General features: G+C 60.0%; 24 protein-coding genes. 8 read left to right on the top strand and 16 right to left on the bottom strand.

Features of this window, described 5'->3' with window-relative positions:
• The first annotated feature begins 31 nt into the window (after positions 1 to 31).
• The 3 genes from BMZ66_RS17940 to BMZ66_RS17930 all read left to right on the top strand — a co-directional run bounded on the left by BMZ66_RS17940 (position 32) and on the right by BMZ66_RS17930 (position 2,051).
• The gene (locus tag BMZ66_RS17940; RefSeq protein WP_092676828.1) at positions 32 to 421 is read left to right on the top strand and encodes a hypothetical protein; all 390 of its coding nucleotides are present in this window, start codon (positions 32 to 34) and stop codon (positions 419 to 421) included.
• Positions 422 to 618: 197 nt separating this feature from the next.
• Positions 619 to 1,635, top strand: coding sequence for an NAD(P)/FAD-dependent oxidoreductase (locus BMZ66_RS17935; protein ID WP_092676826.1), 1,017 nt, complete (start codon positions 619 to 621; stop codon positions 1,633 to 1,635).
• Positions 1,636 to 1,724: 89 nt separating this feature from the next.
• A complete protein-coding gene (locus tag BMZ66_RS17930; protein ID WP_092676824.1) occupies positions 1,725 to 2,051 on the top strand; it encodes a 2Fe-2S iron-sulfur cluster-binding protein in 327 nt (108 codons plus the stop codon).
• A 101-nt stretch (positions 2,052 to 2,152) separates the two neighbouring features.
• On the opposite strand, the gene BMZ66_RS17925 is transcribed toward BMZ66_RS17930, so the two are convergent.
• A complete protein-coding gene (locus tag BMZ66_RS17925; protein WP_143080271.1) occupies positions 2,153 to 3,085 on the bottom strand; it encodes a DUF4440 domain-containing protein in 933 nt (310 codons plus the stop codon).
• A 160-nt stretch (positions 3,086 to 3,245) separates the two neighbouring features.
• Between BMZ66_RS17925 and BMZ66_RS17920 the strand changes: the two genes are divergently transcribed.
• Positions 3,246 to 3,758: a KdsC family phosphatase gene (locus BMZ66_RS17920; RefSeq protein ID WP_092676820.1), complete on the top strand. Its 513-nt coding sequence runs from the start codon at positions 3,246 to 3,248 to the stop codon at positions 3,756 to 3,758.
• A gap of 55 nt (positions 3,759 to 3,813) precedes the next feature.
• Here BMZ66_RS17920 and BMZ66_RS17915 read toward each other — a convergent pair whose 3' ends face one another.
• A complete protein-coding gene (locus tag BMZ66_RS17915; protein WP_092676818.1) occupies positions 3,814 to 4,461 on the bottom strand; it encodes a LuxR C-terminal-related transcriptional regulator in 648 nt (215 codons plus the stop codon).
• Between the two features lie 258 nt (positions 4,462 to 4,719).
• On the opposite strand from BMZ66_RS17915, the gene BMZ66_RS17910 reads away from it, so the two are divergent.
• On the top strand, positions 4,720 to 5,376 hold the full coding sequence (locus BMZ66_RS17910) for a response regulator (protein WP_092676816.1): 657 nt from the start codon (positions 4,720 to 4,722) through the stop codon (positions 5,374 to 5,376).
• A 63-nt stretch (positions 5,377 to 5,439) separates the two neighbouring features.
• Here the strand turns inward: BMZ66_RS17910 and BMZ66_RS17905 are convergent, their stop codons facing one another.
• Complete coding sequence (locus tag BMZ66_RS17905) at positions 5,440 to 6,132, bottom strand: DUF1345 domain-containing protein (protein WP_177204790.1); 693 nt, start codon at positions 6,130 to 6,132, stop codon at positions 5,440 to 5,442.
• A 101-nt stretch (positions 6,133 to 6,233) separates the two neighbouring features.
• Between BMZ66_RS17905 and BMZ66_RS17900 the strand changes: the two genes are divergently transcribed.
• A complete protein-coding gene (locus tag BMZ66_RS17900; RefSeq protein ID WP_092676812.1) occupies positions 6,234 to 7,724 on the top strand; it encodes a nicotinate phosphoribosyltransferase in 1,491 nt (496 codons plus the stop codon).
• A gap of 27 nt (positions 7,725 to 7,751) precedes the next feature.
• Positions 7,752 to 8,204 carry a hypothetical protein gene (locus BMZ66_RS17895; protein ID WP_092676810.1) on the top strand — a complete coding sequence of 151 codons (453 nt, stop codon included), beginning with the start codon at positions 7,752 to 7,754 and terminating at the stop codon, positions 8,202 to 8,204.
• Here the strand turns inward: BMZ66_RS17895 and BMZ66_RS17890 are convergent.
• The 11 genes from BMZ66_RS17890 to BMZ66_RS17840 form a co-directional block, all read right to left on the bottom strand.
• Entirely contained in the window at positions 8,201 to 9,298 is a 1,098-nt protein-coding gene (locus BMZ66_RS17890) for an AIR synthase-related protein (protein WP_092676808.1), read from the bottom strand. The two genes, BMZ66_RS17895 and BMZ66_RS17890, sit on opposite strands and share 4 nt — an antisense overlap.
• Positions 9,299 to 9,534: 236 nt before the next feature.
• Positions 9,535 to 11,037: an amidophosphoribosyltransferase gene (purF, locus tag BMZ66_RS17885; protein WP_092676806.1), complete on the bottom strand. Its 1,503-nt coding sequence runs from the start codon at positions 11,035 to 11,037 to the stop codon at positions 9,535 to 9,537.
• Between the two features lie 76 nt (positions 11,038 to 11,113).
• Entirely contained in the window at positions 11,114 to 11,821 is a 708-nt protein-coding gene (purN, locus tag BMZ66_RS17880) for a phosphoribosylglycinamide formyltransferase (RefSeq protein ID WP_092677120.1), read from the bottom strand.
• Between the two features lie 17 nt (positions 11,822 to 11,838).
• On the bottom strand, positions 11,839 to 13,128 hold the full coding sequence (gene purD / locus BMZ66_RS17875) for a phosphoribosylamine--glycine ligase (RefSeq protein ID WP_177204789.1): 1,290 nt from the start codon (positions 13,126 to 13,128) through the stop codon (positions 11,839 to 11,841).
• A 30-nt stretch (positions 13,129 to 13,158) separates the two neighbouring features.
• Positions 13,159 to 13,545: a nuclear transport factor 2 family protein gene (locus tag BMZ66_RS17870; protein ID WP_234795145.1), complete on the bottom strand. Its 387-nt coding sequence runs from the start codon at positions 13,543 to 13,545 to the stop codon at positions 13,159 to 13,161.
• A 9-nt stretch (positions 13,546 to 13,554) separates the two neighbouring features.
• Positions 13,555 to 14,973 (bottom strand): phosphoribosylaminoimidazolesuccinocarboxamide synthase, encoded by a 1,419-nt coding sequence (locus BMZ66_RS17865; RefSeq protein WP_092676800.1) that lies wholly within the window; start codon positions 14,971 to 14,973, stop codon positions 13,555 to 13,557.
• Between the two features lie 37 nt (positions 14,974 to 15,010).
• Complete coding sequence (locus tag BMZ66_RS17860; RefSeq protein ID WP_214607026.1) at positions 15,011 to 15,868, bottom strand: phosphoribosylformylglycinamidine synthase subunit PurQ; 858 nt, start codon at positions 15,866 to 15,868, stop codon at positions 15,011 to 15,013.
• 119 nt (positions 15,869 to 15,987) lie between these two features.
• Positions 15,988 to 19,074 carry a phosphoribosylformylglycinamidine synthase subunit PurL gene (locus BMZ66_RS17855; RefSeq protein ID WP_234795144.1) on the bottom strand — a complete coding sequence of 1,029 codons (3,087 nt, stop codon included), beginning with the start codon at positions 19,072 to 19,074 and terminating at the stop codon, positions 15,988 to 15,990.
• Positions 19,075 to 19,194: 120 nt separating this feature from the next.
• Positions 19,195 to 19,824 (bottom strand): orotate phosphoribosyltransferase, encoded by a 630-nt coding sequence (pyrE, locus tag BMZ66_RS17850; RefSeq protein WP_092676793.1) that lies wholly within the window; start codon positions 19,822 to 19,824, stop codon positions 19,195 to 19,197.
• A 50-nt stretch (positions 19,825 to 19,874) separates the two neighbouring features.
• Positions 19,875 to 20,654 carry an orotidine-5'-phosphate decarboxylase gene (gene pyrF, locus BMZ66_RS17845; RefSeq protein ID WP_092676790.1) on the bottom strand — a complete coding sequence of 260 codons (780 nt, stop codon included), beginning with the start codon at positions 20,652 to 20,654 and terminating at the stop codon, positions 19,875 to 19,877.
• Positions 20,655 to 20,694: 40 nt separating this feature from the next.
• Entirely contained in the window at positions 20,695 to 21,504 is an 810-nt protein-coding gene (locus tag BMZ66_RS17840; RefSeq protein ID WP_177204788.1) for a dihydroorotate dehydrogenase, read from the bottom strand.
• Positions 21,505 to 21,720: 216 nt separating this feature from the next.
• On the opposite strand from BMZ66_RS17840, the gene BMZ66_RS25215 reads away from it, so the two are divergent.
• Positions 21,721 to 22,191 carry a hypothetical protein gene (locus tag BMZ66_RS25215; RefSeq protein ID WP_143080270.1) on the top strand — a complete coding sequence of 157 codons (471 nt, stop codon included), beginning with the start codon at positions 21,721 to 21,723 and terminating at the stop codon, positions 22,189 to 22,191.
• Between the two features lie 48 nt (positions 22,192 to 22,239).
• On the opposite strand, the gene BMZ66_RS17835 is transcribed toward BMZ66_RS25215, so the two are convergent.
• Together BMZ66_RS17835 and BMZ66_RS17830 are read right to left on the bottom strand one after the other, a co-directional pair.
• Positions 22,240 to 23,121: a DNA/RNA non-specific endonuclease gene (locus tag BMZ66_RS17835; RefSeq protein WP_092676786.1), complete on the bottom strand. Its 882-nt coding sequence runs from the start codon at positions 23,119 to 23,121 to the stop codon at positions 22,240 to 22,242.
• Between the two features lie 310 nt (positions 23,122 to 23,431).
• On the bottom strand, positions 23,432 to 25,675 hold the full coding sequence (locus BMZ66_RS17830) for a T9SS type A sorting domain-containing protein (RefSeq protein ID WP_143080269.1): 2,244 nt from the start codon (positions 25,673 to 25,675) through the stop codon (positions 23,432 to 23,434).
• Between the last annotated feature and the right edge of the window lie 268 nt (positions 25,676 to 25,943).

The raw sequence follows: 25,943 nt of genomic DNA, 5'->3' as shown, positions 1-25,943 counted from the left end.
AGGCTCGTGCTGCTATGTTATCACTGCCTTTATGCGTCTTATTGCTTTCCGCCCCGAATACCAGCTTACTGTAGAAGATGAGAAAAACCGCCTTTTTTACCAGAATTTCGGGCAAATGCAGCAAGCAACCTGCCTGCCCGATTACGTAGATGATTGGAAAGCCGCGCTTTCGGAAGTAACCCCCGGATTCAGTATTTTAAGCGACATGCAGGTGGTGAACCAAGTAAGCCAAGACCTGCGGTCTAAGTTTCAGGCCGTGGAGCAGCTTATTGTGCAGCGTGGCGTGAGCATGGTGGCCGAAGTGCACGTGCCTGGCCTGCCCACCCGCCGCTCCTGCGACGAAATCACCACGGGCCAGGTAATGCCGGTGCGGCAGTTTCTCAATATTTGGGATGCTGCCCAGTTTCTGGACGACTTGTAGCCCCGGCTAAGGCAACGGGCGTTGCTCATCCCTTTTCCTGTAGATATCCTGGTTTCGGCCAACGTTTTGGGGCGGCGCGCTGTTATAAACCGGGCCGCCGTTGGCAGCCCCGGCCGCGGACCGTACCTTTGCCAAACGGCTTCCTTCGGGTTGCGGTCGCTTTTCACCAAGCGCTTATTCAGGCACTTATTGCTATTATGCCCAACGTAATTTCCACGGATATCTGCATCATCGGGGCCGGCCCGGTTGGTTTGTTTGCAGTTTTTGAAGCCGGATTGCTCAAGCTCCGCTGCCACGTCGTCGACGCCCTGCCCCAGCCCGGGGGCCAGCTTTCCGAGATTTACCCCAAAAAGCCGATTTACGACATTCCGGGCTTCCCCGAAATCCTGGCCGGTGACCTCGTGGATAACCTCATGAAGCAAATTGAGCCCTTCCACCCCACCTTCACGCTCGGCGAGCGGGTGGAGCGGTTTGCCAAGCTCGACGATGGCTCCTTCCAACTCTACACCACGGACGGCACCGAAATTCACTGCAAAGCCGTGGCCATTGCCGGCGGCCTGGGCTCGTTTGAGCCGCGCAAGCCCGCCGTCGAAAACCTCGAACAGTTTGAGGGCGGCAGAGGCGTGCACTACATGGTGCGCGACCCTGAGTATTTCCGCGACCAGAAAATCGTCATCGCCGGCGGCGGCGACTCGGCCCTGGACTGGACCAACTTCCTGGCCAACGTGGCCGCCGACGTGACCCTGGTGCACCGCGGCACCACCTTCCGCGGCGCCGCCGACTCGGCCGAGAAAGTGAAGAACCTTGCTGACGCTGGTAAAATCAAGCTCGTGCTGTCCAGCAACGTGACGCACCTGCACGGCAACGGCAAGCTGGCCGAGGTCACCATCACCGGCAACGACGGCACGGCTTCCACCGTGCCGCTCGACCACTTCATCCCACTCTTTGGCCTCACGCCCAAGCTCGGTCCCATCGGCGAGTGGGGCCTGGAGCTAACCGATGACGCCATTGTGGTCGACACGCTAGACTACAGCACTTCCCTTCCCGGCGTGTATGCCATCGGCGACATCAACACGTACCCGGGCAAGCTCAAGCTCATTCTTTGCGGCTTCCACGAGGCCGCGCTCATGTGCCAGGGCGCGTTCAAATACATTTACCCTGACAAGAAGTACACCCTCAAGTACACTACGGTGAACGGGGCGCCTTCCATGTAAAAAGTTAAGAGTTAGGAGTTGAGGGTTAAAAGTTGCAAGCACTACGACTTTTAACCCTCAACTCCTAACGCTTAACTCATAATCTATTTATGACCGAAGACATACGCATCTACGTCGAGGAAGCCCCCGGCCAACGCACCGAGCACATCGGCCCCACCGACATGGGCCTGAGCCTGATGGAGCTGCTCAAAGCCAGCGGCTACAACATCATGGCTACTTGCGGCGGCATGGCCCTGTGCGCCACTTGCCACGTGGAAGTGCTGGCGGGCCCCGCCCTCCCCGAGCCCAGCGACGACGAGCTCGACATGCTCGAAACCCTGCCCGTGGTACACACCGGCAGCCGCCTCAGCTGCCAGATTCGCCTCACGCCCCGCACCGACGGACTGGTAGTGCGCCTGGCGGCCACCGGCGCTTAGGGCGCTCAACACTACCACTGCTGCAAACAACGAAAAGCCCCCGTCTGACTGTAGACGGGGGCTTTTCGTTGTTTGCAGCTTAGCTGATGCTTGCCGTTAAACTAGTTGGAAGGCGTGGTAGGCAACTGCCCCGATGCGGGGGCCTTATCGGGTGCTGGAGCCGCTACGGCATCCTGGGAGCCGGGGGTAAAGTTGAACACCTCCAGCACTACGCGCCAGCCGTCGACGGCTTCGCGGCGCCACACGCGCAGGTAGCTGCCGTTTTCTTCGGGGTGCTTGGTGCCGGCGGGCCGGGTCAGGTTGCCCACCACGTAGCCCAGGTCGCCGGAGGCGGCCAAGTATCCGGTCACGGGCGTAAAGAGGTAGCTGCCGTCCAGGTTTTTCATGTTGGCGGCGGCGGCGGCGCCTTGCATCATCGACAAGCCTGGGCGGTAGAGGCGGGCTTCGGAGCTCAGGTATTGCTGGTAAGTGGCGCCGGGCTTGAGCTGCTGGGCAATGGCAAACCTTCGGTCGATGTCAATCACAACATTCGAGGGCGCCGTGCTCGGGGTAGCGGCTGCGGGCAACAGGTGCGGCTGGGGCACGGTGGTCACCTTTGCAGGAGCGGTGCCAATGCGCTCAATGCCCATGTCTACCACAAACTTCCACTTGCCGTCGGGCTGCTTGCGCCACACGGTCACATACTCGCCAGAGGCGTTGGGTTGGTTGTTTTTATAGGACGTCCAGGGGCCGGTAGTATAGCCCAAGTCGCCTGCCTGCGCCGCATCGGCCAGCACCGGGTACCAAGACAGATAGTTGCCCGCCTGCGAAGGGCGCGCTTTCCACACCTCTTGTGCATTGGCCCATTTGCCTTCATTAGTTACTAGGCCCGTGGGCGCGCTATTCGCCAAAAAAGCAACTCCCGTTCCTGCTTGCGCAGACTGTGCAGCAAAAGCTGTTTCGGCAGCTATTATGGCTTCCCGCGCGGCTTGCGCATGCCCAACAAAAGGCACTAACAGGGCCATAATCGCCCCCATAGCCAACTGATTCTTCATAAGATACAAGGGTTATAGTTTATCTATGCTAAGATACGCTCTCCGGGATAATTATAATTAGAATCCAATTTTCAATTCTCTATTCGTGCCCTTTTTGCAGTAGAATTAACATAGGCCATTTTTTTCTTCTACTCTATCTTTGCTGTTTCTTCTTGCTTTTATGAAACTAGCTGAACTCACTGCCCGTGCCCGCCGCATCCGCCTCGTACTCACCGATTGCGACGGCGTCCTGACCGATGGCGGGGTGTATTACTCGGAGCGCGGCGAGGAAATGAAGCGCTTCAACATTCGCGATGGCATGGGCGTGGTGCGCCTGCGTGAGCACGGCATTGCCAGTGGCATCATCACCGGGGAAGTGTCGCCCTCGGTGCGCACCCGCGCCGCCAAGCTTCAAATTGAGGAGCTTCATTTGGGCATCAAAGACAAGACGGCCTGCCTGCAGGAAATTCTGGACCGCACCGGCTTGCAGGCCGATGAAATTGCCTTCATCGGGGACGACACCAACGACATTGAAATCCTCAGCCGCGTGGGCTTTTCCGCCTGCCCCGGCGACGCCACTTCTTTTGCCCGCGCCGTAGCCGACTTTCATTGCCAAACGCCGGGCGGGCACGGCTGCTTCCGCGAGCTGGCCGAGTTCATTATTGCAGCCCAGTTGGGCAACGGCCACTCGTAGTAAGGTTGCCTTCATGGGAGTGCCCTGCCCTTTTCCGGGTTGTTCGCCGGACGGGCTATTCCGGTAGCAAGCCCTGGCGGGCGGCGAGCTTGATGAGGGCGGCAGTGTTCTTGGCCTGGGTTTTGGCGATGATGTTCTGGCGGTGCGTCTCGATGGTGCGCTTGCTGGTGAAGAGCTTGGTGGCAATTTCGGCGTTGGTCATGCCTTGGGCCACCAGGCCCAGCACTTCTATTTCGCGCTTGCTCAGCCCCAATGCTGCGCGGGCAGCGTCGCTGGCGCCCGGGTTGCTCACAAAAAGCCGGCCCAGCAGCGCCACACCAATGGCTGAGCACAAAAACTGCCGGCCCGCGGCCACGGTCGAAAGCCCGTACACCAACTCGGCGGGCATAATATTTTTTAGCACATAGCCGTGCGCGCCCAGGTCGAAGCTGCGCGCCACGTAATGCTCATTGGTGAGTTCGCCGCGGACCAGCACGCGCAGCTGCGGGTATTGTTCGCGCAGGGCGGGAAGCAGGGCAAACACGTCGGGCCCTGGCAAGCTGAGGTCGAGCAGCACCACCGTAGGCGCTGCATTGGTGAGCTGGGCCAGCAGCTCTTCGCCGGTGCCGGCGTCGCCTACTACCCCTACGCCCGCCGCTTCCATGTCCTTACGTAGCGCCTCGCGAGTGGGAGAATGGCCATCGGTGAGGAATAAGCGAATCATACAACGGAATGGCGGACAGAGATGTTAGAAGATATTAATTTATCGGTTCGAAGCAGGGGAACCAGCTTGAACCAACCCGAAATTACAAGCGGCGGAAACCTCCTCTGGAGACTTTGCTATAAAAGCCGTATAAATCCCTGTCCAGACAGAGCGAACGGTCACTCTTATCGTAGAAATACGTACTAGGGTTTCCTGTATACCCAAGCAAGTACACCTTTGTCTTCCCCAATCGATTTGACATCCCTTTCTCTCCCAGCTATGACCCGCATCCTGCTTGCTGACGACCATACCATTCTACGCGACGGCATCCGGGCGCTACTCTCGGCAGATGCCGACCTCGACGTAGTGGGCGAAGCCAGCAACGGGACCGAAGTGCTGGCCATTCTCGAAACTACGCAGGTTGATGTGGTGCTGATGGACGTGCAGATGCCCGTTCTCGACGGATTTGCGACCGTGCCCGAGCTGCGCCAACGCTTTCCGGAAGTGAAAGTGCTGGTGCTAACCATGCTCGACCACGAAAATTACGTGTCGCGCATGTTTGAGGCCGGCGCCATGGGATATGTGCTTAAAAATGCGGCCATTAGCGAAATAACCTACGCCATTCGAACGGTGGCAGCCGGCAACTCGTTTCTGTGCACGGAAATCGGCCTTAGCATGCTCTACAAGGCGGTAAATCGGACGTCCACCATCCACCCTGAGGAAAATGGCGCGCCCGTGGGCGCTGAGCTCACGGCCCGCGAGCTGGAGGTGCTCAAGCTCATTGCCGAAGGCATGACCAACGGTGAAATATCCGACAAGCTCTTCACGAGCAAGCGCACCATCGAGACGCACCGCCAGAACATCATCGCCAAAACCCAGGCCAAGAACACCGCCGCCCTCATCAAGCTCGCCGTGAGCCGGGGCCTGATTTCTTAAAGTGGTAAATACGTAAAAGTGCGTCGCGGCAGTATTTTTATCCTGTTCGGGAAGGGCCGCCTGTTAAAGTAACCCGCTAAGGGCACTGATGCTCAGGGCGACAATGGCCATGTTGAAGCCGAACGAAATGATGGCGTGCAACAGGGCGGTGCGCCGCTGCCGTTTGCCCGAAATAGCGACATCGGCCGTTTGGGCGGTCATTCCGATGGTGAAGGCAAAGTAGGCAAAGTCCCAGTAGTCGGGCTCGGGGTCGTTGCCGGGGAAGTCCAGGCCGCCGACATCGGCACCATCGGCCCCGCTGGTGTCGTAGTAAATATGGGCGTAATGCAGGGTAAACACGGTATGCACCAGCAGCCACGATTCCAGCACGGCCGCGATGCCAAGCGCTACGTGTCGGGAAAGAAAGCCGCCTGTGGGCGACCTCCCCGTTCCCAGCAGGGCCACCACCCCCATCAGGCTGGCCAGGGCCGCCACTAGCACAAAGACGAAGGCCACTATCCGGCTGAGGTCTTCGCTATTGGCCACCTTGCGGATGCTGGCGGCATCGGCCGTGAACATGGCTGCTGCAATAAGCAACAACGTAACCGCCGCGTAAACGTCCCAAGCCGCGAGGCTGCGGCTAATGGCATCGATGCCTCCAGGGGCCAGGCTCCAGGCAACCCCACCCAAGGCAAGGCCAAGCAGCAGCCGCGACGTTGCCGAAAGCTGGCCGGCGCGGTGCACATAGCGAAAGAAGGCGGAAGGAGGCAGCGGCACGAACTGCAAGGTAACGGCAACTTCCCAACGGCTGCACCGCCTCGTTACTTTTCCCGGGGTTTTCTTTGCGGCGCAAGCTCCTGCTATTTGCCATTCCCTGTATGAATTCCGCTCCCCTTTCCGGCCTCTACGCGCCATCGCTCGCCCTCGTTACCGACTTGTATCAGCTTACCATGGCCTACGGCTACTGGCAGCAGGGCATGCAAGACCGGGAGGCGGTGTTTCACCTTTACTTCCGCAAAGCGCCTTTCCAAGGCGGCTACGCGGTGGCAGCCGGCCTGGCCCTGGCCGTGGACTGGGTTGAGAACCTGCATTTCTCGGAAGACGACCTGGCTTATCTGGGCAGCCTGCGCGGCAGCAAAGGCGGCGTCATGTTCCCCGCTGATTTCCTGGAATACCTGCGGGGCCTGAAATTCACTTGTGACATTGACGCCGTGCCCGAGGGTACCGTGGTGTTTGGCAACGAGCCCATTATGCGGGTGCGCGGGCCGCTACTGCAGGCCCAGCTGCTGGAAACGGCCTTGCTCACGCTTATCAACTTTCAAACGCTGGTAGCCACTAAGGCTGCCCGCATCCGCGAAGCTGCCGGTCCCGGCGACCAAATTCTGGAGTTCGGCCTGCGCCGGGCCCAGGGCTTTGATGGCGGCCTGGGCGCCAGCCGCGCCGCCTTCCTCGGCGGCGGCGACGCCACCAGCAACCTGCTGGCCGGGCAGCGCTACGGCATTCCGGTGCGCGGCACCCACGCCCACAGCTGGGTGCAGGCCTTCGGCGATGAAACGCAGGCGTTTTCGGCCTACGCGCAGGCCTTCCCCGACGACTCGGTGTTTCTGGTCGATACCTACGACACCATCGAGGGTGTGCGCCGCGCTATTCACGTAGCCCGCGAGATGCGCGCCAACGGCCACGAGCTGGCCGGCATCCGCCTCGATTCCGGCGACCTGGCCTACTTGAGTCGGGAAGCGCGGGCCGTGCTCGACGAGGCCGGGTTCACGGAAACGCGCATCGTGGCCAGCAACGACCTGGAGGAAAACCTCATCACCAGCCTCAAGCAGCAAGGCGCCCGCATCGATACCTGGGGCGTGGGCACGCAGCTCGTCACGGCCTATAACCAAGCGGCCCTCGGCGGTGTGTACAAGCTGGCCGCCCTGCGCAAGGCCGACGACTCAGGCTGGGATTTCACCCTGAAGCTCTCGGAGCAGGTAGCCAAAACCAGCATTCCGGGCATTCTGCAGGTGCGCCGCTATCTCAACGAGTACGGCAAGCCCCGCGCCGACATGCTATACAACACCGCTGAGCCCCTCCCCGACCAGCTCACCATGGTCGACCCGCTCGACGCCACCCGCCGCCTGCTCGTCAAGCCCGAAACCAAGTTCCGCGAGCTGCTGGAGCCGGTTTTCAGCAAAGGCCAGCGCGTGCTTGAGTTACCTTCTCTCACCGAAAGCCGCGCCCACGCCCAGCGCGAGGTACAAAGCCTGGACCCGAGCATCCGCCGCTTCCTCAACCCGCATACGTACCCTGTGGGGCTGGAAAAGACGCTGTATGACTACCGCACGGAGCTGATTCTGGAGAAGCGGCCGGTGCGCGGGGCGTAAGAAGAATTTTTATTGAGGCTGTGCATCATGAACCATCTGCTGTCTACTGATATTAGCATTGGTAATGCTGCCCTATTTCGGATTTCATCTTTAATCCATACCCCGAACGGCGGCTACGGTCTGGTAGAGAGAACCTCCCTTATTTTAGGATGTATCCAGTTGGAAGATGTCAATGATGTTGAAGTTGCCGGCGTCACTTCTTCGGCCCTACTCATTGCTGCCCAAAAATTTTCTGAGATGGCAAAGGAAGAAGTGGTGACCAGAAAAGAGTATATCCTTCCATTGGGCAGCAACTTCGATAACTATTGTGTCAAGGTGCACCAAAATGGGTTATTTACATTATCATTTGATGTTTTTGATAACTATGGAAATGAAAGTATCCTAAGTGACCACCAAGTTCCATTAGAATATTTCGCGCTGCTATGCGAGTGTTATTCTTATTTTGTGCAAAAAATCAAATTACTACACGCTACCCATTAAGCATATCTCAATTCCCCTGTGCCCACGCGCAGCATTACGCCGCTTTCAGCCGTAAGATAACCGGCCACCTGCGCATCATATCCACTTTGCTGCAGTGAAGCCACTACCGCAGCGGCGGAAGTTTCTTCTGTCACAATCAGCATGCCGGTGCCCATGTTCCAGTAGAGGTAGGCAGTTTCAGAACTGAGGTCACCGATTTCGCAGAGGCGCTGCATGGCGGGCAGGGGCTCAAATAGGTTGTCAAGCACCGCGCCGAGGCCATTTTTGAGCACGCGCTGGAAGTTATCGGCCACGCCGCCGCCGGTGATGTGGGCCACGCCGTGCAGCGGCAGGCCGGCATCGAGCAGGGTGGCTACGCCGGGGGCGTAGATGAGGGAGGGCGCGAGCATGGCCTCGCCCCAGGTGGCGTATTGGTCGGCGTCGGTGCCGTCGTAGGGGGCTTCGTGCCAGTTCTCGCCGAAGAGGCGCTCCAGGGTTTTGCGGGCCAAGGAGTAGCCGTTGGAGCGGAACGAGGGCGAGCGCAGGGCCACTACTACGTGGCCGGCCTGGGCGGTTTTGCCGCTCAGGGGCTGGGCCAGGCTGGGGTGCAGTACGCCAATGGCCGTGGAGCACCAGTTGAAGTTCATTTTAGCGCCGGGCCAGCCACCGATGCGGTTGCCCAGCTCGGCGATTTCGCCGCCGGTGATGGCCAGTTGGGCGAAGTTGGCGGCGTCGTGCAGGCCGCGCATCATCTCATCTACCACGCCGTAGTCGAGGTGGTTCACGTCGATGATGTTGGAGAGGTTGGTGGGCACGAAGCCGGCGGCGATGAGGTCGTCGGCTGTCATGGCGATAAGGTCGTAGCCAAGGGTATCGTACTTGTTCAGGCGCTCGGCCACTTCGATTTTGGTCCCAATGCCGTCGGAGCTGATGCCGAGGCGCTCGGCGCCGAAACGAATTTCATTGGAGAAACCGCCGTCGAGGTCCTGGGCAGGCTCGCCAGGTTTGCCGGTGCGGTTGGCGAAGGTCTTTTTCGACCAATTGTAGGCGTTGCGCGAGGCGGCGTTGCCTTCTTCGATGGAATAGCCGGCGGGGTTGGCGGAGGAAGCGGACATGGATAATGGAACGACAACTCCCCCCTTGGATAAGGAGGGGATGTTCGCGCTTCAGCGCGAACGGGGGTGGTTGGATTCGTTGAACGACTCGCGAGCGGGCTTTTGGCAGTTGGGCGGGGGTCGGGCGGGTGTCGTTCAACGACTTCAACCACCCCCGTTCGCGCCTCTTCGGCGCTCACATCCCCTCCTCATCTGAGGAGGGGAGTCTTTTTGTTCTGCCTTTCAAACTACACGGCCTAGTGCTCCGTGGGCTCGGGTGCTTTGGCGCTTACGGACAGGTTTTTCTTGCCTTTTTCGGGGCGGTGGCTGGCGCGCTCTTCCTGCACATGGCGCAGGTAGTGGGTCACATCGCCCGTTGGGTACTTACCCGAGAAACAGGCGAAGCAGCTGCCGCCGTGGCCTTTTTCTTCGGAAAACAGCTCCTGCAAATCATCCAAATCCTGGTAAATAACTCGGTCGGCTTCGATGTAGCGGCAGATTTCGTCTTCGGTGTAGTTGGCGGCAATCAACTCAGTGCTCATGGCCATGTCGATGCCGTAGATGCAGGGCGAAACGATGGGCGGGGCGCTGGAGATGAAATAGACTTCCGTGGCACCAGCGTCGCGCAGCAGGCGCACGATGCGGCGCGAGGTGGTGCCGCGCACAATGCTGTCGTCGACCACCGCTATTTTTTTCCCTTCCACAAACTCGCGGATGGGGTTCAGTTTCTTCTTCACCACGTCCTCACGCCCGGCCTGGGTAGCCACGATGAACGAGCGGCCCATGTGATTGTTTTTCACCAGCGCGCGGCGGTAGGGCACGCCAATGGCCTCGGCCAGCCCGGAAGCGGCGAAGTAGCCGGACGAAGGCACGTCAATCACCATGTCGGGCTTGAGACCGGCATCGGCCACTTTGCGGGCCAGGCGCTTGCCGAGGCGCACCCGCTCGCGGGCCACCAGTCGGCCGTGAATGGTGGAGTCTTCGCGGGCAAAATAGATTTGCTCGAAGGCGCAGAAATTTTTCGGCAGCTCGTACGGGTTCTTATAGTGAACCTGGTAGTTGTTGTCGATGAATATGGCTTGTCCCGGGCCTACGTTTTCCACGAACTCAAAACCCAGGAAATCGAAGCAAGTGCTTTCCGAGGCAAACGCGTAAATCGGCCCACCGGCTGAATCGCGGCGGCCCAGCACCAGCGGCCGGATGGCCAGCGGGTCGGTGAAGGCCAGCAGGCCGTGCCCGGCTATCAGGGTGATGGTGGCGTAGGCACCCTTAACCAGCTCCTGGGTGGTTTCCACGGCGTCGAAAATGTCGACTACCGAGAGGTGGTCGAGGTCTTTCACGCGCAGCTCCGAGGCGAAGGTGTACATGATAAGCTCGAGGTCGTTGGTGGTTTTGGGCAGCACGTGGTACTTGTCGTGCAGGCGCTTGGCCACGTCGCGGAAGTTGATGACGTTGCCGTTGTGCACCATCGCCAAACCAAACGGGTAGCTGGTGGTGAAAGGCTGGGCGAGGTTCGAGTCGTTGGCGCCCTGCGTGGTGTAGCGCACGTGGCCGATGCCGCTGTTGCCCTTCAGCTTCTTCAGGTGCTTCTTTTTAAACACGTCATTGACTAGTCCCTGCCCCTTGTGCAGGTGAAACGACAAGCCGTCGAACGTGGCAATGCCAGCCGCGTCCTGCCCCCGGTGCTGCAGGGCGGTGAGGCCCACCACCATGTCGGCAACAACGTCATCGGGGCCATGAAAACCTACTATTCCACACATATCATTTGGGGTTTTTTCGGGTCAAATAAGAACGTCATGTCGAGCGCAGCCGAGACATCTCGCGTGCTTAAACTCTTTAGTTTTCCGAGCGAGATGTCTCGGCTGCGCTCGACATGACGTTCTGTTTGGTTTTAATTAATTCGGCCAGCGTTTGCGCGTAAAGCTGGTGCTCCACGGCAAGGCCACGGCGCTCGACTTCGGCCAAGGTTTCGGCCCCGCGCAAGTCCACCGATTCCTGGGCGAGAATGGGCCCGGTATCAAGGCCCTCGTCAACCAGATGTACGGTGATTTTGGTTTCGGTTAGTTTGTTGTCAAAAGCCCATTCATAGGCGTGCAAGCCCTGGTGCTGGTGGGTGTCGGCGGGGTGAATGTTTAGAATGCGCCCCGCGAACGGCTGAATAAACGCTGGCGATAAAATCCGCATGTACCCCGCTAGCACCACAAAGTCGGGTTGGTACTGCTGCAGCAGCACAGCGGCTTCTGCATCAAACGCTTCCCGCTTGCGGCCCTGGCTGGGCAAGGAAGCTACTGGACACCCCTGCGCAGCGGCAAGTTCCAGGCCGGGCGCTTCGGGTTTGTTGCTGAACACTACAGCTACTTCGGCCAGGTCTTTCAGAATTCCGGTTTGGGTGGCCTGCACCAACGAGAGCATGTTGGAGCCGCGGCCTGAAAGCAGAATGGCCAGGCGCGCTTTGCGGTTTCCCTCACCGAGCGTCTCCGCGCTCGCGTCTCCCAAGTAATGGGGAGCGTGACGATTCTCTTGTGCGGGGGTGGAAATGCTCATGACCAAGTTTTCAATATTCAATTTACGGCGCTCGCGGTTAATACTGGCTCCGGACGTTGGGCAATGTCGGTGCGGAAATAGGCGTCCTGAAACGTGACCTGGGCGCAGGCTTCGTAGGCGCGGGCGGTGGCGGTTTCTAAATCGGGGCCGTGAGCGGTAAGCACCAGCACCCGGCCGCCGTTGGTGACCAGTTGGCCGTGGGCGTCCTGGCGGGTGGCGCCATGATAAGCGCGGGTGTGGGCCGGCAGGTTCTGCAAGCCCGTTATCGGGAAACCGGTGGGGAACTTAGGCGCCGGGTAGCCACCTGAGGCCAGCACCACGCCCACGAAAGCGCCGGGGCGCTGCCGCACGGTTTGCTTTGCCAGCGTGCCGCTCAGCGTAGCCTCAATTAAGTCAAGCAGGCTGCTGTCCAGGGCGGGCAGCAGCACTTCAGCTTCGGGGTCGCCGAGGCGCACGTTGTACTCCAGCAGCTTGGGGCCGCTAGGCGTGAGCATAATGCCGAAGTAGAGGAAGCCGTGAAACGCAAACTGCTCGTTTTGCAGCCCGCGCAGCGTCGGGTCCACTATGTCGCGGCGGATGGCGGCCAGCACGTTGTCGTTGGCGAAGGGCACGGGGCAGTAGGCGCCCATGCCGCCGGTGTTGGGGCCTTGGTCGCCGGCCAGCAGCTGCTTGTGGTCTTGCGACGTGGCCAGCATCTTGATTTCGCGGCCATCGGTGAGGCCAATGATGCTGATTTCGGGGCCGGTCAGCTTTTCTTCCAGCAGGAAGGAAAACCAGCCCGTGAACTGCGTTTGCAGCTCGTCGAGGGCGGCTTCTGCTTCTTCCAGCGACGAGCATACGTACACGCCTTTTCCCGCAGCGAGGCCGTCGTACTTCACCACTACGTGCCCGCCTAGCTCGGCAGCTTTGGTGCGAGCGGCGTCGATGTTGTCGCTGCGGAATTGCCAGGCCAACGCCGTGGCCACTCCGTGGCGGCGCATGAAATCCTTGCTCCACACCTTGGAGCTTTCCAGCCGGGCCGCAGCGCGGGTCGGGCCAAAAACCTTGATGTCGGAACCAGCAAAAAAGTCGGTGATGCCCGCGGCCAGCGGCGCCTCCGGACCAACCACAATCAGCTTGGCGTTGTGCGCTTGGGCAAAGGTTTGTACCGCCTCAAAATCCAGCGGATTGACTTCGGGGTGGCTGTTGGGGATGCCGGCGTTGCCGGGCAGCACGTGAACCGTGGCCCCGTCGCGGGTCAGCTTTTCGGCCAGGGCGTGCTCGCGGGCGCCGGAGCCGAGGAGAAGAAGAGTTTTGGAGTCAGTCAAGGGAATAAAAACTTAGGCGGGCGGTGGTTCTTAGCTGATGTCTTCGATGGAAATGATTTTGCCGTCGGCGAATCGAAAAACAGATTTGCCCTGCAAGTGCAGCGTATCGCCAGCCTTCAATCCGTTGGGGAAATCAACGGCCGCAACCCCAGTGTAGTCAATAGCTACTTCTACTCGGTTGGCGGCCACTTGCCAGTCGGTTGCGCGCTGCTCTCGCTGGGAGAAATAGTGGCTGGCTTGCTCGGCTTGGCGGCGGAATTCTTCTTTGCCGGTCGTGGTCAAGTTGACTTCCCCGTGGGAAATATTCCTGAACACAACCCCGTCGTGCAAGGGTGCCAGCATCCCGCCTACATCGAAGCGGTTGTAGGCTTCGATGTAGGCGGTAACTAATTCCTTGAACGCGGCTGTTTCCATCATTTTTAGGTTCTACAACACCCGGAATTCAGCGTCGGCCGCCCGCAGCTTGGCTTTGGCAGCTTTGATGTCCTGGCTCAGGCGCTCGCGCAAGCGGGGGATGTTTAGAGCCCGTAGCGCGGCCTGAGCAGCATTGTCCGGCCGCACCACCGTCAGACTGGGCGTGCCGCTGGGCATGATTACCGACGAATTCAGGTTCATGGCCAATTCGGCGTAGTCCTGCCACGGCGGGCAGCTAATAACGGGCACATTCACGTTGGCCGCCAGCGCACCGCCGAGGCCGTTCGACAGGCCAGCTACGGCGATGATGACGCCCGGCTCCAAGCTGTTGTTCCAGATATCGGCCAGGCCGGCAATTACCTCACCGTTTTGGTAGGCCGAAGTAACGCGCAACTGGGTGAAAACGTCGTAGCCTTCGAACTGCTGGCGAATTTTCTCGCAGTGTTCCTTATCGGCGGGCGAGCCCATCACGATGTTCACCCAGGCGTCTTTCAACATACCGGCCTTCACGAGGTTGGCCAGCAAACGGGCGCGGGCATCGTGGCGGCCAGAACCGGGGAAGTCGGCCGCGGCGGTTTCGGCGGTGGGCAGGGCCTCGCCGGTAATGCGCTGGTAGATGTCGAGGTAGCGGCGGCTGGCTTCCTGGGCGACTTCCGGCGTGAGGGCGCGGGGGTACTGGCCGTCCTTTTTGTTGGCGATGAGCCACTGGCGGACGTACTCCTTGTCCATCTGCTCGGCCGTCTCGGGGTTCTTGGCGTAGTCATCAGCCGACCAGAAACGCGAAGAATCAGGCGTATGCATCTCATCGATGAGAATCAGCTGGCCGTTCAGCAAGCCAAACTCATACTTGGTATCGACCAGAATGATGCCTTTTTCGGCCAGCAGGCGCGAGCCCACCGCAAACAGCATCTGGGCTTTCACGGCCATCTGGTCGTACAGCTCCTTGCTCACCCAGCCTTCGCTCACCAGGTTTTCAGGGGTGATTTCGCGGTCTGATTCTTCCTTGGTGGTCGGCGTGACAATGGCGTGGGGGAAAGACTCGTGCTTGGTCATGCCATCGGGCACGGTTACGCCCGAGAACGTACGCTGGCCGGCTTGGTAGCCGCGCCACATCGAGCCGGTCAGGTACTGGCGCACAACCATTTCCACTTTAATGGGCTCGGCCTCTTTCACCAGCATAGCGTTGGCATCGACGAGCTTAAGCACGTGGTTGGGGATGATGTGCGCCGTCTTTTCAAACCAGAAGTTCGCCAGGCCATTCAGCACCGCTCCTTTGTGCGGAATGGCCGTTTCCAGCACACTGTCGAAAGCCGAGAGGCGGTCCGTCACGATAATGAGGCGGTCGCCGCTGGGGGCGCGGAGGCTGTCGCGAACCTTGCCGCGGTGCAGGAGAGGGAGTTGGGGAGAAGCGAATTGAGTGAGCGTGTTCATTAGCAACTTTTAAGGAGGCTAGTTCCGAATAACGAGACTAGTTCCGAGTGGCAAACTCCGCGGCGGGAGCGGCCGTGGTACGCGTGTGGGCGATGTGCTCCACGATATTTTTGAAAATCTGAAGGCCCTCCCCTTCCTCGGTGGCGCCGGGGTTTTGGCGGCGGCGGCGCGCCCAGTCGGGGTGGTTGTAGGCCGATAAGAACGCCTCCGGGTGCGGCATCAGTCCAAACACCTGGCCAGTGGGGTCGGTGAGGCCGGCGCAGTTTAGGGCGGCGCCGTTGGGGTTGAAAGGGTACACGCCGGTGCCGTCGCCGTTAGCGTCGAGGTAGCTCAGGCAGTTGAGGCCCGCGGCTTCGATGCGCTGCTGTATGGCGGCATCCGGAATCACGAGGCGTCCTTCGCCGTGGCGCACGGGCACTTCCAGCGTGTCTATGCCTTTGAGGAAAGGCGTGTTGGACTTGGGGTTCACGCGCAGCGTTACCCACCGGTCTTCGTAGCGGCCGCTGGCGTTGTGGGTCAGCGTGACTTCGGGCGTCACCTCGCCGCCTAGGTTGGGCAGCAGGCCCAGCTTCACCAGCACCTGAAAGCCGTTGCAGATGCCCAGCACGAACTTACCGGCGGCGATGAACTGCTTGATGTCGTCGAGCAGCGTGCGGCCGTTGGCGCCGGTCTGGCGGTAGCGCAGCTTGTTGGCCAGCACCACGCCCGAGCCTAGGTCATCGCCAAAGGAGAAGCCCCCTGGGAAGTTCAGCGTGTCGAAATCGTGGATGCTAACCTGCCCGTGCAGCACCTGGTTGAGGTGCACAATGGTGGGCTCGGCGCCGGCCATGCGGTAAGCAGCGGCGAACTCCTCTTCGCAGTTGATGCCAAAGCCAGTCAGAATCAAGGCTTGCACAGCGCCAACCCGTTTGGGTTCGCCACCTTGTGCCTCAATTTGAACTTTATGTGCTACCCGAGTGGCATCTTGTACCATCTCAAAAGGCTTTTGGGCCGGAGGAAATGAATCTTGTGCCATTACAGTGAAGTTGAATTTGAGGTATTAGCCATGTTGCTCACGCCGAGCAGCTGATTTACAGGGCCGTTGGTCCATATACTCCGTAGCACATCGGAGTCGGCCGAAATAACCTCGCGGCTGCCGTGGCGAACCACCAGGCGGGCCTCTTTGGTGACAATGCCCAGGCGGGTAGCGCGGCTGCCTAGTAGCTGCTCGAACGCCACGACGTCCTCCGGCGCCACGGTGGCGAGGAAGCGGGAGTGCGATTCGGAGAACAGCTGGACGGGCAGCGGCAAGCCACTTTCGGGCAAGGCTATGCTGGCGCCGCAGTTGTAGCCAAAGGTGCATTCGGCCAGCGCCACGGCGAGGCCGCCGTCGCTCAGGTCGTGGCAGGACTGAATCAGGTGCTGGTCGTTGGCCTGGCCCACGAGGGTGTACAGCGCCTTGGCTTTCTCGAAATCAACCTTGGGCACGTTGGCGCCCAGTTGGCCGTGCAGGGCGTAGAACTCGGAGCCGCCCAGCTCGTCGTGGGTTTCGCCGAGGAGGTACACCACGTCGTCAGCCTGCTTGAAGTCGGAGGTTACGGCGCGGCGCACGTCCTCCATTTTGGCGGTCATGGAGTAGAGCACGGTGGGTGGCACCGAAATCTTCACGCCATCGGCCTTGAAGTCGTTTTTCATGCTGTCCTTGCCGCTGGTGAGCGGAATGCAGTAGGCAGCCGTGGCGTCGCGCAAGGCTTCGCACATGCGCACGAGCTTGGCCAGCTTTTGCTTGCCATCGGGGTTGCTGACGGGGTCATACACCGAATCGGGCACGCAGAAGTTGTCGTTCACCGACCAGAAAATCCCGTCGCCGGGCGTCAGGTTGGGGAGCTTCCCTCCTACTGCGATAATCTGCCGCACGGCCTCATCAAACGCGCCGGCCGACATGTGGTAAGCGTCCAAATCGCCGTAGCGCGGCAGAATGCCGTTGCTCACGGCCACGCCTTCCCAGCTCTCAAAATTGAACCGCACCACGGCCGCGTCCTGCGGCGCCTGGCCGGTGGCGCCCATCAAAGGCTTCACAATGGTCCGGCCCTTCACCTCGTGGTCGTACTGGCGAATAATCGACTCGCGGGAGCAGATATTGAGCGAGCCTAGCAACTGGCCCAACGTAGCGGTGTAGTCCGTAGTGGCCGGAATCTCCGGTTCGGCAGCGGCCGGCTTGGTCCACTCAGCTTCCAGAACTTTGCGTGGCACGCCCTCGTGCAGGAACTCCATGTTCAGACGGGCCACCGGCTCGCCATCGAAGCGCACGTCCAGGAAACCGTCGGCAGTGAAGTGGCCGATGTCCGTCAATTCTACTTCCATCTCCTGGCCTAACGCCAGCAGCTCGGTCATTTTGCCGGGCTCCACCACCAGCGTAAACCGCTCTTGCGACTCGCTCACGAAAATCTCCCAGGGCCGAAGTCCAGGGTACTTCAACGGCACGCGTTCCAGTTCAACAACCGCGCCGCCGCTGATGCCTGCCAGCTCGCCCACTGAGGAGGAAAGGCCGCCCGCGCCGTTGTCAGTACTGCACTTGAGCAGGCCGCGGCGCGAGGCTAGCATCAGGAAATCCATCGCCAGCTTTTGGGTGATGGGCGAGCCGATTTGCACGGCCGTGGCCGGGGCCGTTTCGTCTAGCTCAATTGAGGAAAACGTGGCGCCGTGGATGCCGTCCTTGCCCACCCGGCCACCGGCCATGATGATGCGGTCACCGGAATCGATAATTTTCTCCCAGGAGTCTTTGCCCGCGAATTGCATGGGCATTACGGCGCCGGTGCCGCAGTATACCAGCGGCTTGCCGGCGTACCGGTCGTCGAACACAATGGCGCCGTTCACCGTGGGCACGCCCGACTTATTGCCGCCGTCCTCAATGCCCTTGCGCACGCCTTCCAGAATGCGGCGCGGGTGCAGCTGGCCAGTCAGCAGTGGCCCGTCGTACTGCGGGTTGCCGAAGCAGAGCACGTTGGTATTAAACAGTAGCTGCGCGCCGCCAATGCCCGTGGCCAAGGGGTCGCGGTTGTTGCCCAAAATGCCCGTGATGGCCCCGCCATAAGGGTCGATGGCCGAGGGCGAGTTGTGCGTTTCCACCTTCCACACAAACAGCGAATCAGCGTTGATGCGCACGGCGCCGGCATTGTCGGAAAACACCTTCACCAACCAGTCGTTGCCATTGGCGCGGAGTTGGCGGTCGACTTCGGAGGTGGCGTCTTTGATGTAGGTTTTGAATAGCGAATCGACCTGCTTCTTCTCGCCCGTTTCCAGGTCTTTGTAGTTGATGAGAGCCGAAAATTCCTTGTGCTTGCAGTGCTCCGACCACGTCTGGGCGATGATTTCCAGCTCGCAGTCCGTGGGGTCAGCGGGCAGGCCGGCGGCCTGGCGCTCGGCCTGGGTTTCGGGTGCGGCGAAGTAGTCGCGCACGGCCCGCATTTCCTCCAGGTTCAGCGCGTAGATGTTCTCTTTCGAGAGCTGCACCAATTCGGCGTCGCTGCGACCGGTCAACGTCACAATTTCGGTGATGGCTTCAGCGCCGCCGCCGGGGCGCGGCGTGTAGTCGCGGATGCCCTCGGCCACGCGGCCTACTTCCAACCAGTTGATGAGCTTGTTGCCGAGCAGCTCTTCCGCGATGCGGCGGAGGTCGTCGGCGGGCAGGTCGTTTTCGAGCAGGTAGAGGCGCTTGCTGAAAATGTGCTGGGTGTGTGTGTCGAGCGGCTCGTTCAGCAGGTCGGCCAGCGCATTTTGGGCGGAGGTGCCTTCGTCGTCGGTCACGCCGGGGCGCCGGGCTACCAGGATGTAGGTGGCGAAGCCGTCGGCCGCGGTGAGCTCATTCAGGCGCACGTCGTGCAGCACCGGGTCGGCGAGGCAGCGGGAGGCGAAGTCGCTCAGCTGTGTTTCGCTGAGTGGGTAGCGCACTGTGTAGAGGGCGGCACTGCGCACGCGCCCCGTGGCCAAGCCCAGGTGGCGAGCGGCGGCTTCGGCTACGCGCTGGCCGTCGCCGTCGTGCTGGCCGGGTTTCAGCGTGAGCTGGATGGTGTGGGTGGTATCGGACATTAATGATATCAGAACGTCAGTAAGGAACGTCATGCAGAGCGCAGCGAAGCATCTCGCTCGGGGTAGTAATTCAATCGTTCGAACATCACTGATTAGTAGTGGCACGCGAGATGCTTCGCTGCGCTCTGCATGACGTTCTTGTTAACTCTCCTTTCAAAACGCTTTCTCCGGCCGACTGCCTGGTTTTACTACCGGCTCGCCCGCGGCGCAGAGCGGGCAGGCTTCCGGGGCAAAGGTCGCTGCAGTTACTGAAAGCAGCGCGAAATGCGGGAAATCGAGCCCACCTTTTCCGCCGGTGCGGTCAATCAGGGAAGCTACGGCCAAGACTTCGGCGCCCAGTTCACGCAGCACGCGAGCTACTTCCAGGGTGCTTTTGCCGGTGGTCACCACGTCTTCGGCGATGATGATTTTTTCGCCCGGCGTCACCGTGAAGCCGCGGCGTAGGGTCATCTGTCCATCGGCGTCGCGCTCCGTGAAAATGCCGGGCACGCCCAGCTGCCGGGCTAGCTCGTAGCCTATCACCACGCCGCCCATGGCGGGGCCTACCACCACGTCGGGTTGTAAGCCCGCGGCTTGGATTTGACCCGCCAAGGCCGCAGCGGCTGGCGCAGCCAAATCGGGTCGGCGCAGGAAGCGGGCGCACTGCACATAAGTATCCGAGTGCAAGCCCGACGACAGCCGGAAATGCCCGCGCAAAAGGGCGTCTTCCTGGCGAAACTGCTGCTCCAGCAATTCGGCATCAAGGGCAATGGGCAAAAGAGAATTTTCGGAGGTTAAGGTCATTGGTTGCAGAAAATCTAAAATGCAAAAAGCCGCGGTTAAGCGGCTTTTCTTTAGGCATGGTTCGGGCTTGTCACGGTCCGGAATTGGTTGATTTGCTCCATCAATTCGCGAGCAGCGGTTCCGGCGTTTTTGGCCTGCCAGATACCCCGCGAGGAATTTATTAGCAGGCCGCTGCCATCGGTGCGGAGGCCGGCGCGCAGCGTGGCCGATAAGTCGCCGCCCTGCGCTCCTATGCCCGGCACCAGGAACCACTGTTCCGGGCACGCGACCCGCAGTTTGACCACCGTATCTGGCTCCGAGGCGCCCACCACCAGGCCAATGGTCGCTTCGGTCAGCTCTTCGTCCATGAGGCGGGCCAGGCGGGCGGCCCAGTCGCTGATGGAGCCGCCGCGGGTCATGGCCGCATCTTGCAGGCCGTGCTGGGGTTTGTTGGAGGTTTTGGCCAGGGAAAACACCATCTTGCCGGGGCGGGCAAAGGGCCGAATGGTGTCGTCGCCCATGTAGGGGTTCACCGTCACGGCATCGGCCCCAATGATGTCGTAGGCAAAGCGGGCGTACTGCTCGGCAGTGCTGGAGATGTCACCGAATTTACCATCCAGAATCACGGGGATTTCGGAAGGGATGCGGCGCACGGTTTTTTCAAGTAAGGCAACTCCGTTTTCGCGGCTCAGAAAGAAGGCAAGGTTGGGTTTGAAAGCAGCGGCATACTCCGAGGTCTCGGTCACGACTTCGTGCAGGCGGCGGATGACAGTCGCATCGTCGCCCACGGGGTCGAGGCCCACGCATACTAAGGAATTGAGGGTCTGAACGCGGGTGAGGAGCTTTTGCATCGGGACGGTGGGAATGGTGGATGAAAAAGAAGGTGTCAGGTTAGCGCGTCACGGTCGATTTGAGAGCAACTTCCGACGCCAACCGTGCCGAGAGTCCCGGCGACAGCCATTCGCCGCTGGCCACTTGCACCGCATTGGCGCCGACGCGCAGATAATCTTCCACGTCGCGCAGCGTAAAAATGCCACCTGTTCCGAAGATGGGCAACTGCAGCTTTTCATCGTGGGCCAGCTCCCACACGCAACGCAGGGCCAGCGGCCGCAACGCTTCGCCGGAAAGCCCGCCTACCAGCGGCGCATCGGCGGCGTTGGCGGGCAGGTGCAGCACTTTCAAGGTATTGGTGGCGGCCAGCGCGGTGGCACCGCCTTCCTGCGCGCCCAAGGCCAGGCCCCGGATGTGGTCGGGCCACGGTGGCAGCTTCACGATGACGGCAGCGTCGTCGCGCAGTTCGTTGCGCACCGCTTCGGTGGCTTCGCGCACGTAGCGGGCGGTTATGTCGGGGCCCGCGCCGGAATGCGGGGCCGTGATGTACACTTCTAGTCCGGCCAGTTGGTCGCCGGCTTCGCGCTGCAGGTAGCGCGCAATTTTGCGGAAGCCCGGCACGCCGGGCGCCGTGATGCTCACGAATACCGGCACGCCAAAACGGCGCAGGCGCGGCAGGTGCTCTTGCACCAGCCCCTCGGCCCCTTCGGTGCGGAGGTCGGTGCGGTTGAGCAGGGTTTGGTCGGCTACTTGCAGGATGCCTTCGTCGCCGGGCAGGCCCGGGCGAGGCTCCATGGTCACGGTTTTGGTGAAAATCGCGCCCAGGTGCTCGTAGCCAGGCCCGTCGAGCTCCCAAGGAGCCGTGGCCAAACACACGGAGTTCTGTAACGTAATGGCGCCAAGTTTCATATATTCTTATTGATTAGCAGTTGTTCGTTGTCAGGGGTGGTTTGGTGACCGGCTAACTTCTTCAAGTTAGCACAGCGGACAAAGAGTTGATGGTTGAGAGTTATCAGCCTTGATTCGGGCAGCCGCCCAACCAAATAATAACGACTGACAACCAGCAGCTGACAGCTAAAATTAAATTTGGGCGTTAAAAAAGAGTTGAGATTAGTGAAGTCAACTGACCCATTTGGACATAAAAAAACCGTCTCGAAATCACGAAACGGCGGCGGGGCAACAATCAGAAAAAACAAGCTGAAAATCGGACAAACCGACGGCGAACAAGACCTTCCGGTCTCGCTGCGGGGCTGCAGTAAGCAGCCCGCACTTCATCAACTGGTGTTTGGGTTGAAGCACGATGCAAAATTACGGAATCATTTCGCCGACCAAATCCCAGGTAATGTTAAGTTTTTATCGGGCTTTTTTTTCGACTTATTTTCAATCTTCATTTTCTGCGATTGGAAAGAGATAGCCGAGATTTATGGTATGTATAGTGCTGTAAATCTTTTTTCAACAAAATTTAGCGCTTGCACTGCCTTTAACCAAAACCGTAACTTTGGCTGTTTATTCCGAGATAAAAGCAGCGCTTGCGTCCGGACACAAAAAAGCCCGTGATACTCAATTGAGTACCGCGGGCTTTTTTGCTTTGCGCTAGGCAGCAACTCAGCTGGTGGGGCCGTTGTCGACGCGTGCTTCGATGACGTCCTGCACGGCCGTGGACACGGCCGAGAGAATGTTGTAGCCCGTGGCCGACTCAATGGCATTGACCGACGTGCGGTAAGTTCCCCAGTCCGTGTTCAGCGCGTTGTCGTTGGGGGTGTTGATGGCAATGATGCGCGTGCTGGTCGTTACGCGGCTGGCGTCGGACGAGCCTTCGGGCAGCACCACCACTACCTTCCAGCAGCGGTTGGGCACGGTTACGCGGCCGGCGTCGATGGTGGTTTTGTAACCGGCCGAGCCTGTGCCCCCCGTGCCGTAGCTGCCGCAGATGATGTACAGCTCGTTGCCTTGGTTGATGAGGGTGCGGCAGTAGTTCTCTAAGCCGGCCCAGGTGCGCTGGTTGTTCTGGGGTGCCTGGGGCATCATGTTGGTCATGAGAAACGTGGCTGAGTTGTCGGCCACGGAGCCGGTGCGGTCGGCTGAAGGGCACTCGTGCCCCCGGTCGAAGCCCGAGCCGGTGTAGCTGCTGCTCGTGACGCGGTACCAGCCGCTGGGCAGCGTAGCATCGGCGGCGAAATTGTCTTGGCGGGCGGTGCTGCCTACCCAGGCGCTGCTCAGGTGCCAGCTTACCCAGTTGGCTTTGCCCTTGTCGCGGTTGTACGACAGGGCGTACTGCGACTTGCTCATGAGGTAGTTGCTGGGGTAGGCGGTATTGGTGGTGGCGCCGCTGGGGTTGCCCATGGCCAGGTGGCTGTCGCGGGTAGCGTCTTGGATTGCCACTGAGGGAATGGGGGCGGCAGCGGGGGTTAATTCCTGTTTTGAACACGCGGTGGCCAAAGCCACAAGCAGCACCAGGCTGCTGATTCGGGTAATAGCAAGCTTCATAGATGGGAACAGGAAAAAGTGGGAGTGAATGGTGCCGACAAAATTCCTTGGCAGGAGTTGCCTCACCACTACCGCAGTGTTACGCATACATTATTACTAGTCTTGTCAAAATACCCCTAATAAATTGCATGTTTTTAAATAAACACGTACTTAAATTTAATAAATTATATTATTAAGCACCTTACCTTTCCCTTAAGCCTCTACCATCTTGACCTTCTGTTCCGGGTCGAGGGAGTGTTGCGGTTACACCACAAAAAAGCCCTGCTGGCAATGCCAGCAGGGCTTTCGTTTGCAGAAAAATTAAGGTGACCTAGTGGTTGCCGATTACTAGGCGTTGCGTGGCAACGGCCTGGCCGGAGGCGTCGCGCAGCACCATATGGTAGAGGCCAGGAGCCAGCGCAGGCAGCTGCAGGTGTGCTGCGGCTTCGGTGGCGGCTTGCTGACTCACCAGTTGGCCCAGCTGCGAGTAGGTAAGCACCGTGCCGCCAGCTGCCAGGTTGGGGCAGCGCACCATCACAGCAGCAGCTTCGGTGGCAGGGTTCGGGTACACTTCCAGGCGCGGAGCAGCCGCAGTCTGCGGCCCCACGGCCACCGATATCACCGACGAGTAAACCTGGGTGCCGTCCACATCAACCTGGCGCAGGCGGTAGTAGAGCATGGTCACGCCCTGGGCGCCGGCTTCGGTGTCGCGCAGCTTATAGGTTTTGGCGCTGGAGGTGTTGCCAGCGGCCTCGATTCGGCCTACGGCCCGAAACTCTGCTTCGCGACCGGTGGAGCGCTCCACTACAAAGTGGCTGCTGTTTCGTTCGGTGGCGGTGGCCCAGCTGAGGTCGGCGGCGCCGTTGGCCCAGCGGCCAGCAAAGGCGGTGAGCTCCACGGGCAGCGGCCCGGCTATGGTGGGCAGGCCCCCGCTGCGGTCGTTGGCGAAGGCGTTGTGAATGGGAATGTTGACCAGGCCCGTCACGCCGCCGGCTACGCCAAACTGCACCGAGGCAAAGTTCTGGGTAGTGAGAAACGACAGCTCCTGCCGGCCATCGGGCAGCAAAGTGAGGGAGAGCAGCGAGCTGCCCGATGCGCTTTCCAGCAGGTTGCCGGCGGCATCGTACGTGGTAAGGGTGATTTTGTCCAGCAGCGCGAGGTCGAGCAGGTTGGAACCGCCACCAATAACGACACCGGCGCGGTTGCCGGCTAGGCCCACGTTAACACCACTGGTACTTGGGCCGTTGAGGTCCAGCTTCAGCTCCACGTTTGCAAGCACGGAGAGGGGCACCGTCACCACGGCCACCGTGTTGGGGTCGTTGTCGGCGGCACCGGCCGGGTTGGTTACACCGCAGCTCAGCACGCACAACACCGAGTTGTTTTTCACTTCCCAGTGCCCGGCCGTTTGGCTGGGGTCGAAGTTGGACAATACTTCCGTGGTGGCTGCAAATGCTTTGGGCTCGACTCCAAAACCGTAATAGATTTCCAGGTTATCGAGCACCGATAGCAGGCCCACACGCTCAATCTTTACTTCGTTGAAATTGAAATTGGTGGGAAAGCTTACCTGCGTTTTGCCATCGGGCAGCAGCCGCAGCTCCAATATGCCCGCTCCGGTTTGGGATTCCTGCAGTACGCCGTTGAGGTAGGTGCTGATGCGCAAGCCCGAGAGCACGCTGGCATCGAGCAGGCCGCCGCTCCCAATCACAAAGCCAGCGTAGTAACCAGCCGGGGCCGGCTGTGCGCCCTCCAGCTTCACGGACAAGGCCGAGGGGCAGAGAACAGTAGCCAGGCTGTTGAAGCTGGCGTAGTTGCTCAGGTTGCCGTCGACGGCATTGCCGGGATTGGCCACCCCGGCGTTGGCGCATACACTCACTGTCCCTACCCCGCCGGTGCCCGTGCCGTAGTAAGGAGCCAGCGCACTTCCGGAGCCTGTGAACCGAGATATTAGTCCGCGCGATGGTTGCTGCACCAGCGAGGGCACCGCGTAAGCATAATATACCCGCAGCTTATAAGATACGCCCACTACGCCCCCCACCACAATGTCGACGCGGTCGAAGGCTTTGCTGGCGATGAACTCCAGCTGGGTGGGCCGTTCGCCGCCCAGGGCCAAGCTCCGGGCTACGGCAGCCGACACCACTTCGGATTCCTGCAGCGTTCCGGCTTTGAAGGTACGTAGGGTGATTACGCCCAGGGCGTTCAGGTTCAGCAGATTTTGGTTGGTGGCCACGTTGCTCACCAGCACCCCGGCCCGGTCGCCGGGCTTGCCGCCGGTAGAGCTGCGGTTCAGCTCCAGATGCAGCTGCACCGAGGAAAGAATTCCTATGCCCGAGTTGATGGTTGCGTAGTTGGTCAGGTCGGCATCGGCAGCCCGGTTGTGGTTTTGAACACCCGACTCAGAAATTATTACTCCAAGTACCCGTATTGCATCGTAGCGGTCGGGCGTAGAGGCATGCCCGTCGTTGGAGTAGATAGGTGCGGCCCTGGCCACCCCGATTCCCGCCGAGAGGGCAGCAACCGTGAGCAGGCAAGCCCAAAGGCGAGCAAATGATGAACAGCTAACAGTAAAGATTTGCATAACGAACAAAAAAGTTTTGAGTTTTTGGCGCGGAGCCTCGTCCGTGCATGCAATTGAGTGGCCATCACGTGCTTCTTTATCTCGTTAGTTAAGAATCAGGAACATAGGTTTGTCAAGACAAAGTTGAGCTGTCCCATTTTGGGATTTTGTTCCAAAAACTAGAATTTCACCTAGAATTTGACGAAATCCAAGCATCCTGGAGTTACGTATGTGCCTTATTTTCCCAGTATTTTTTATAAAAGGGACCCTTTATGCCTAATTTTGTAAT

Origin of the sequence: Hymenobacter arizonensis (assembly GCF_900115775.1) — a bacterium.
Taxonomy (GTDB): Bacteria; Bacteroidota; Bacteroidia; order Cytophagales; family Hymenobacteraceae; genus Hymenobacter; species Hymenobacter arizonensis.
This window is presented reverse-complemented; position numbering and strand designations above follow the sequence as displayed.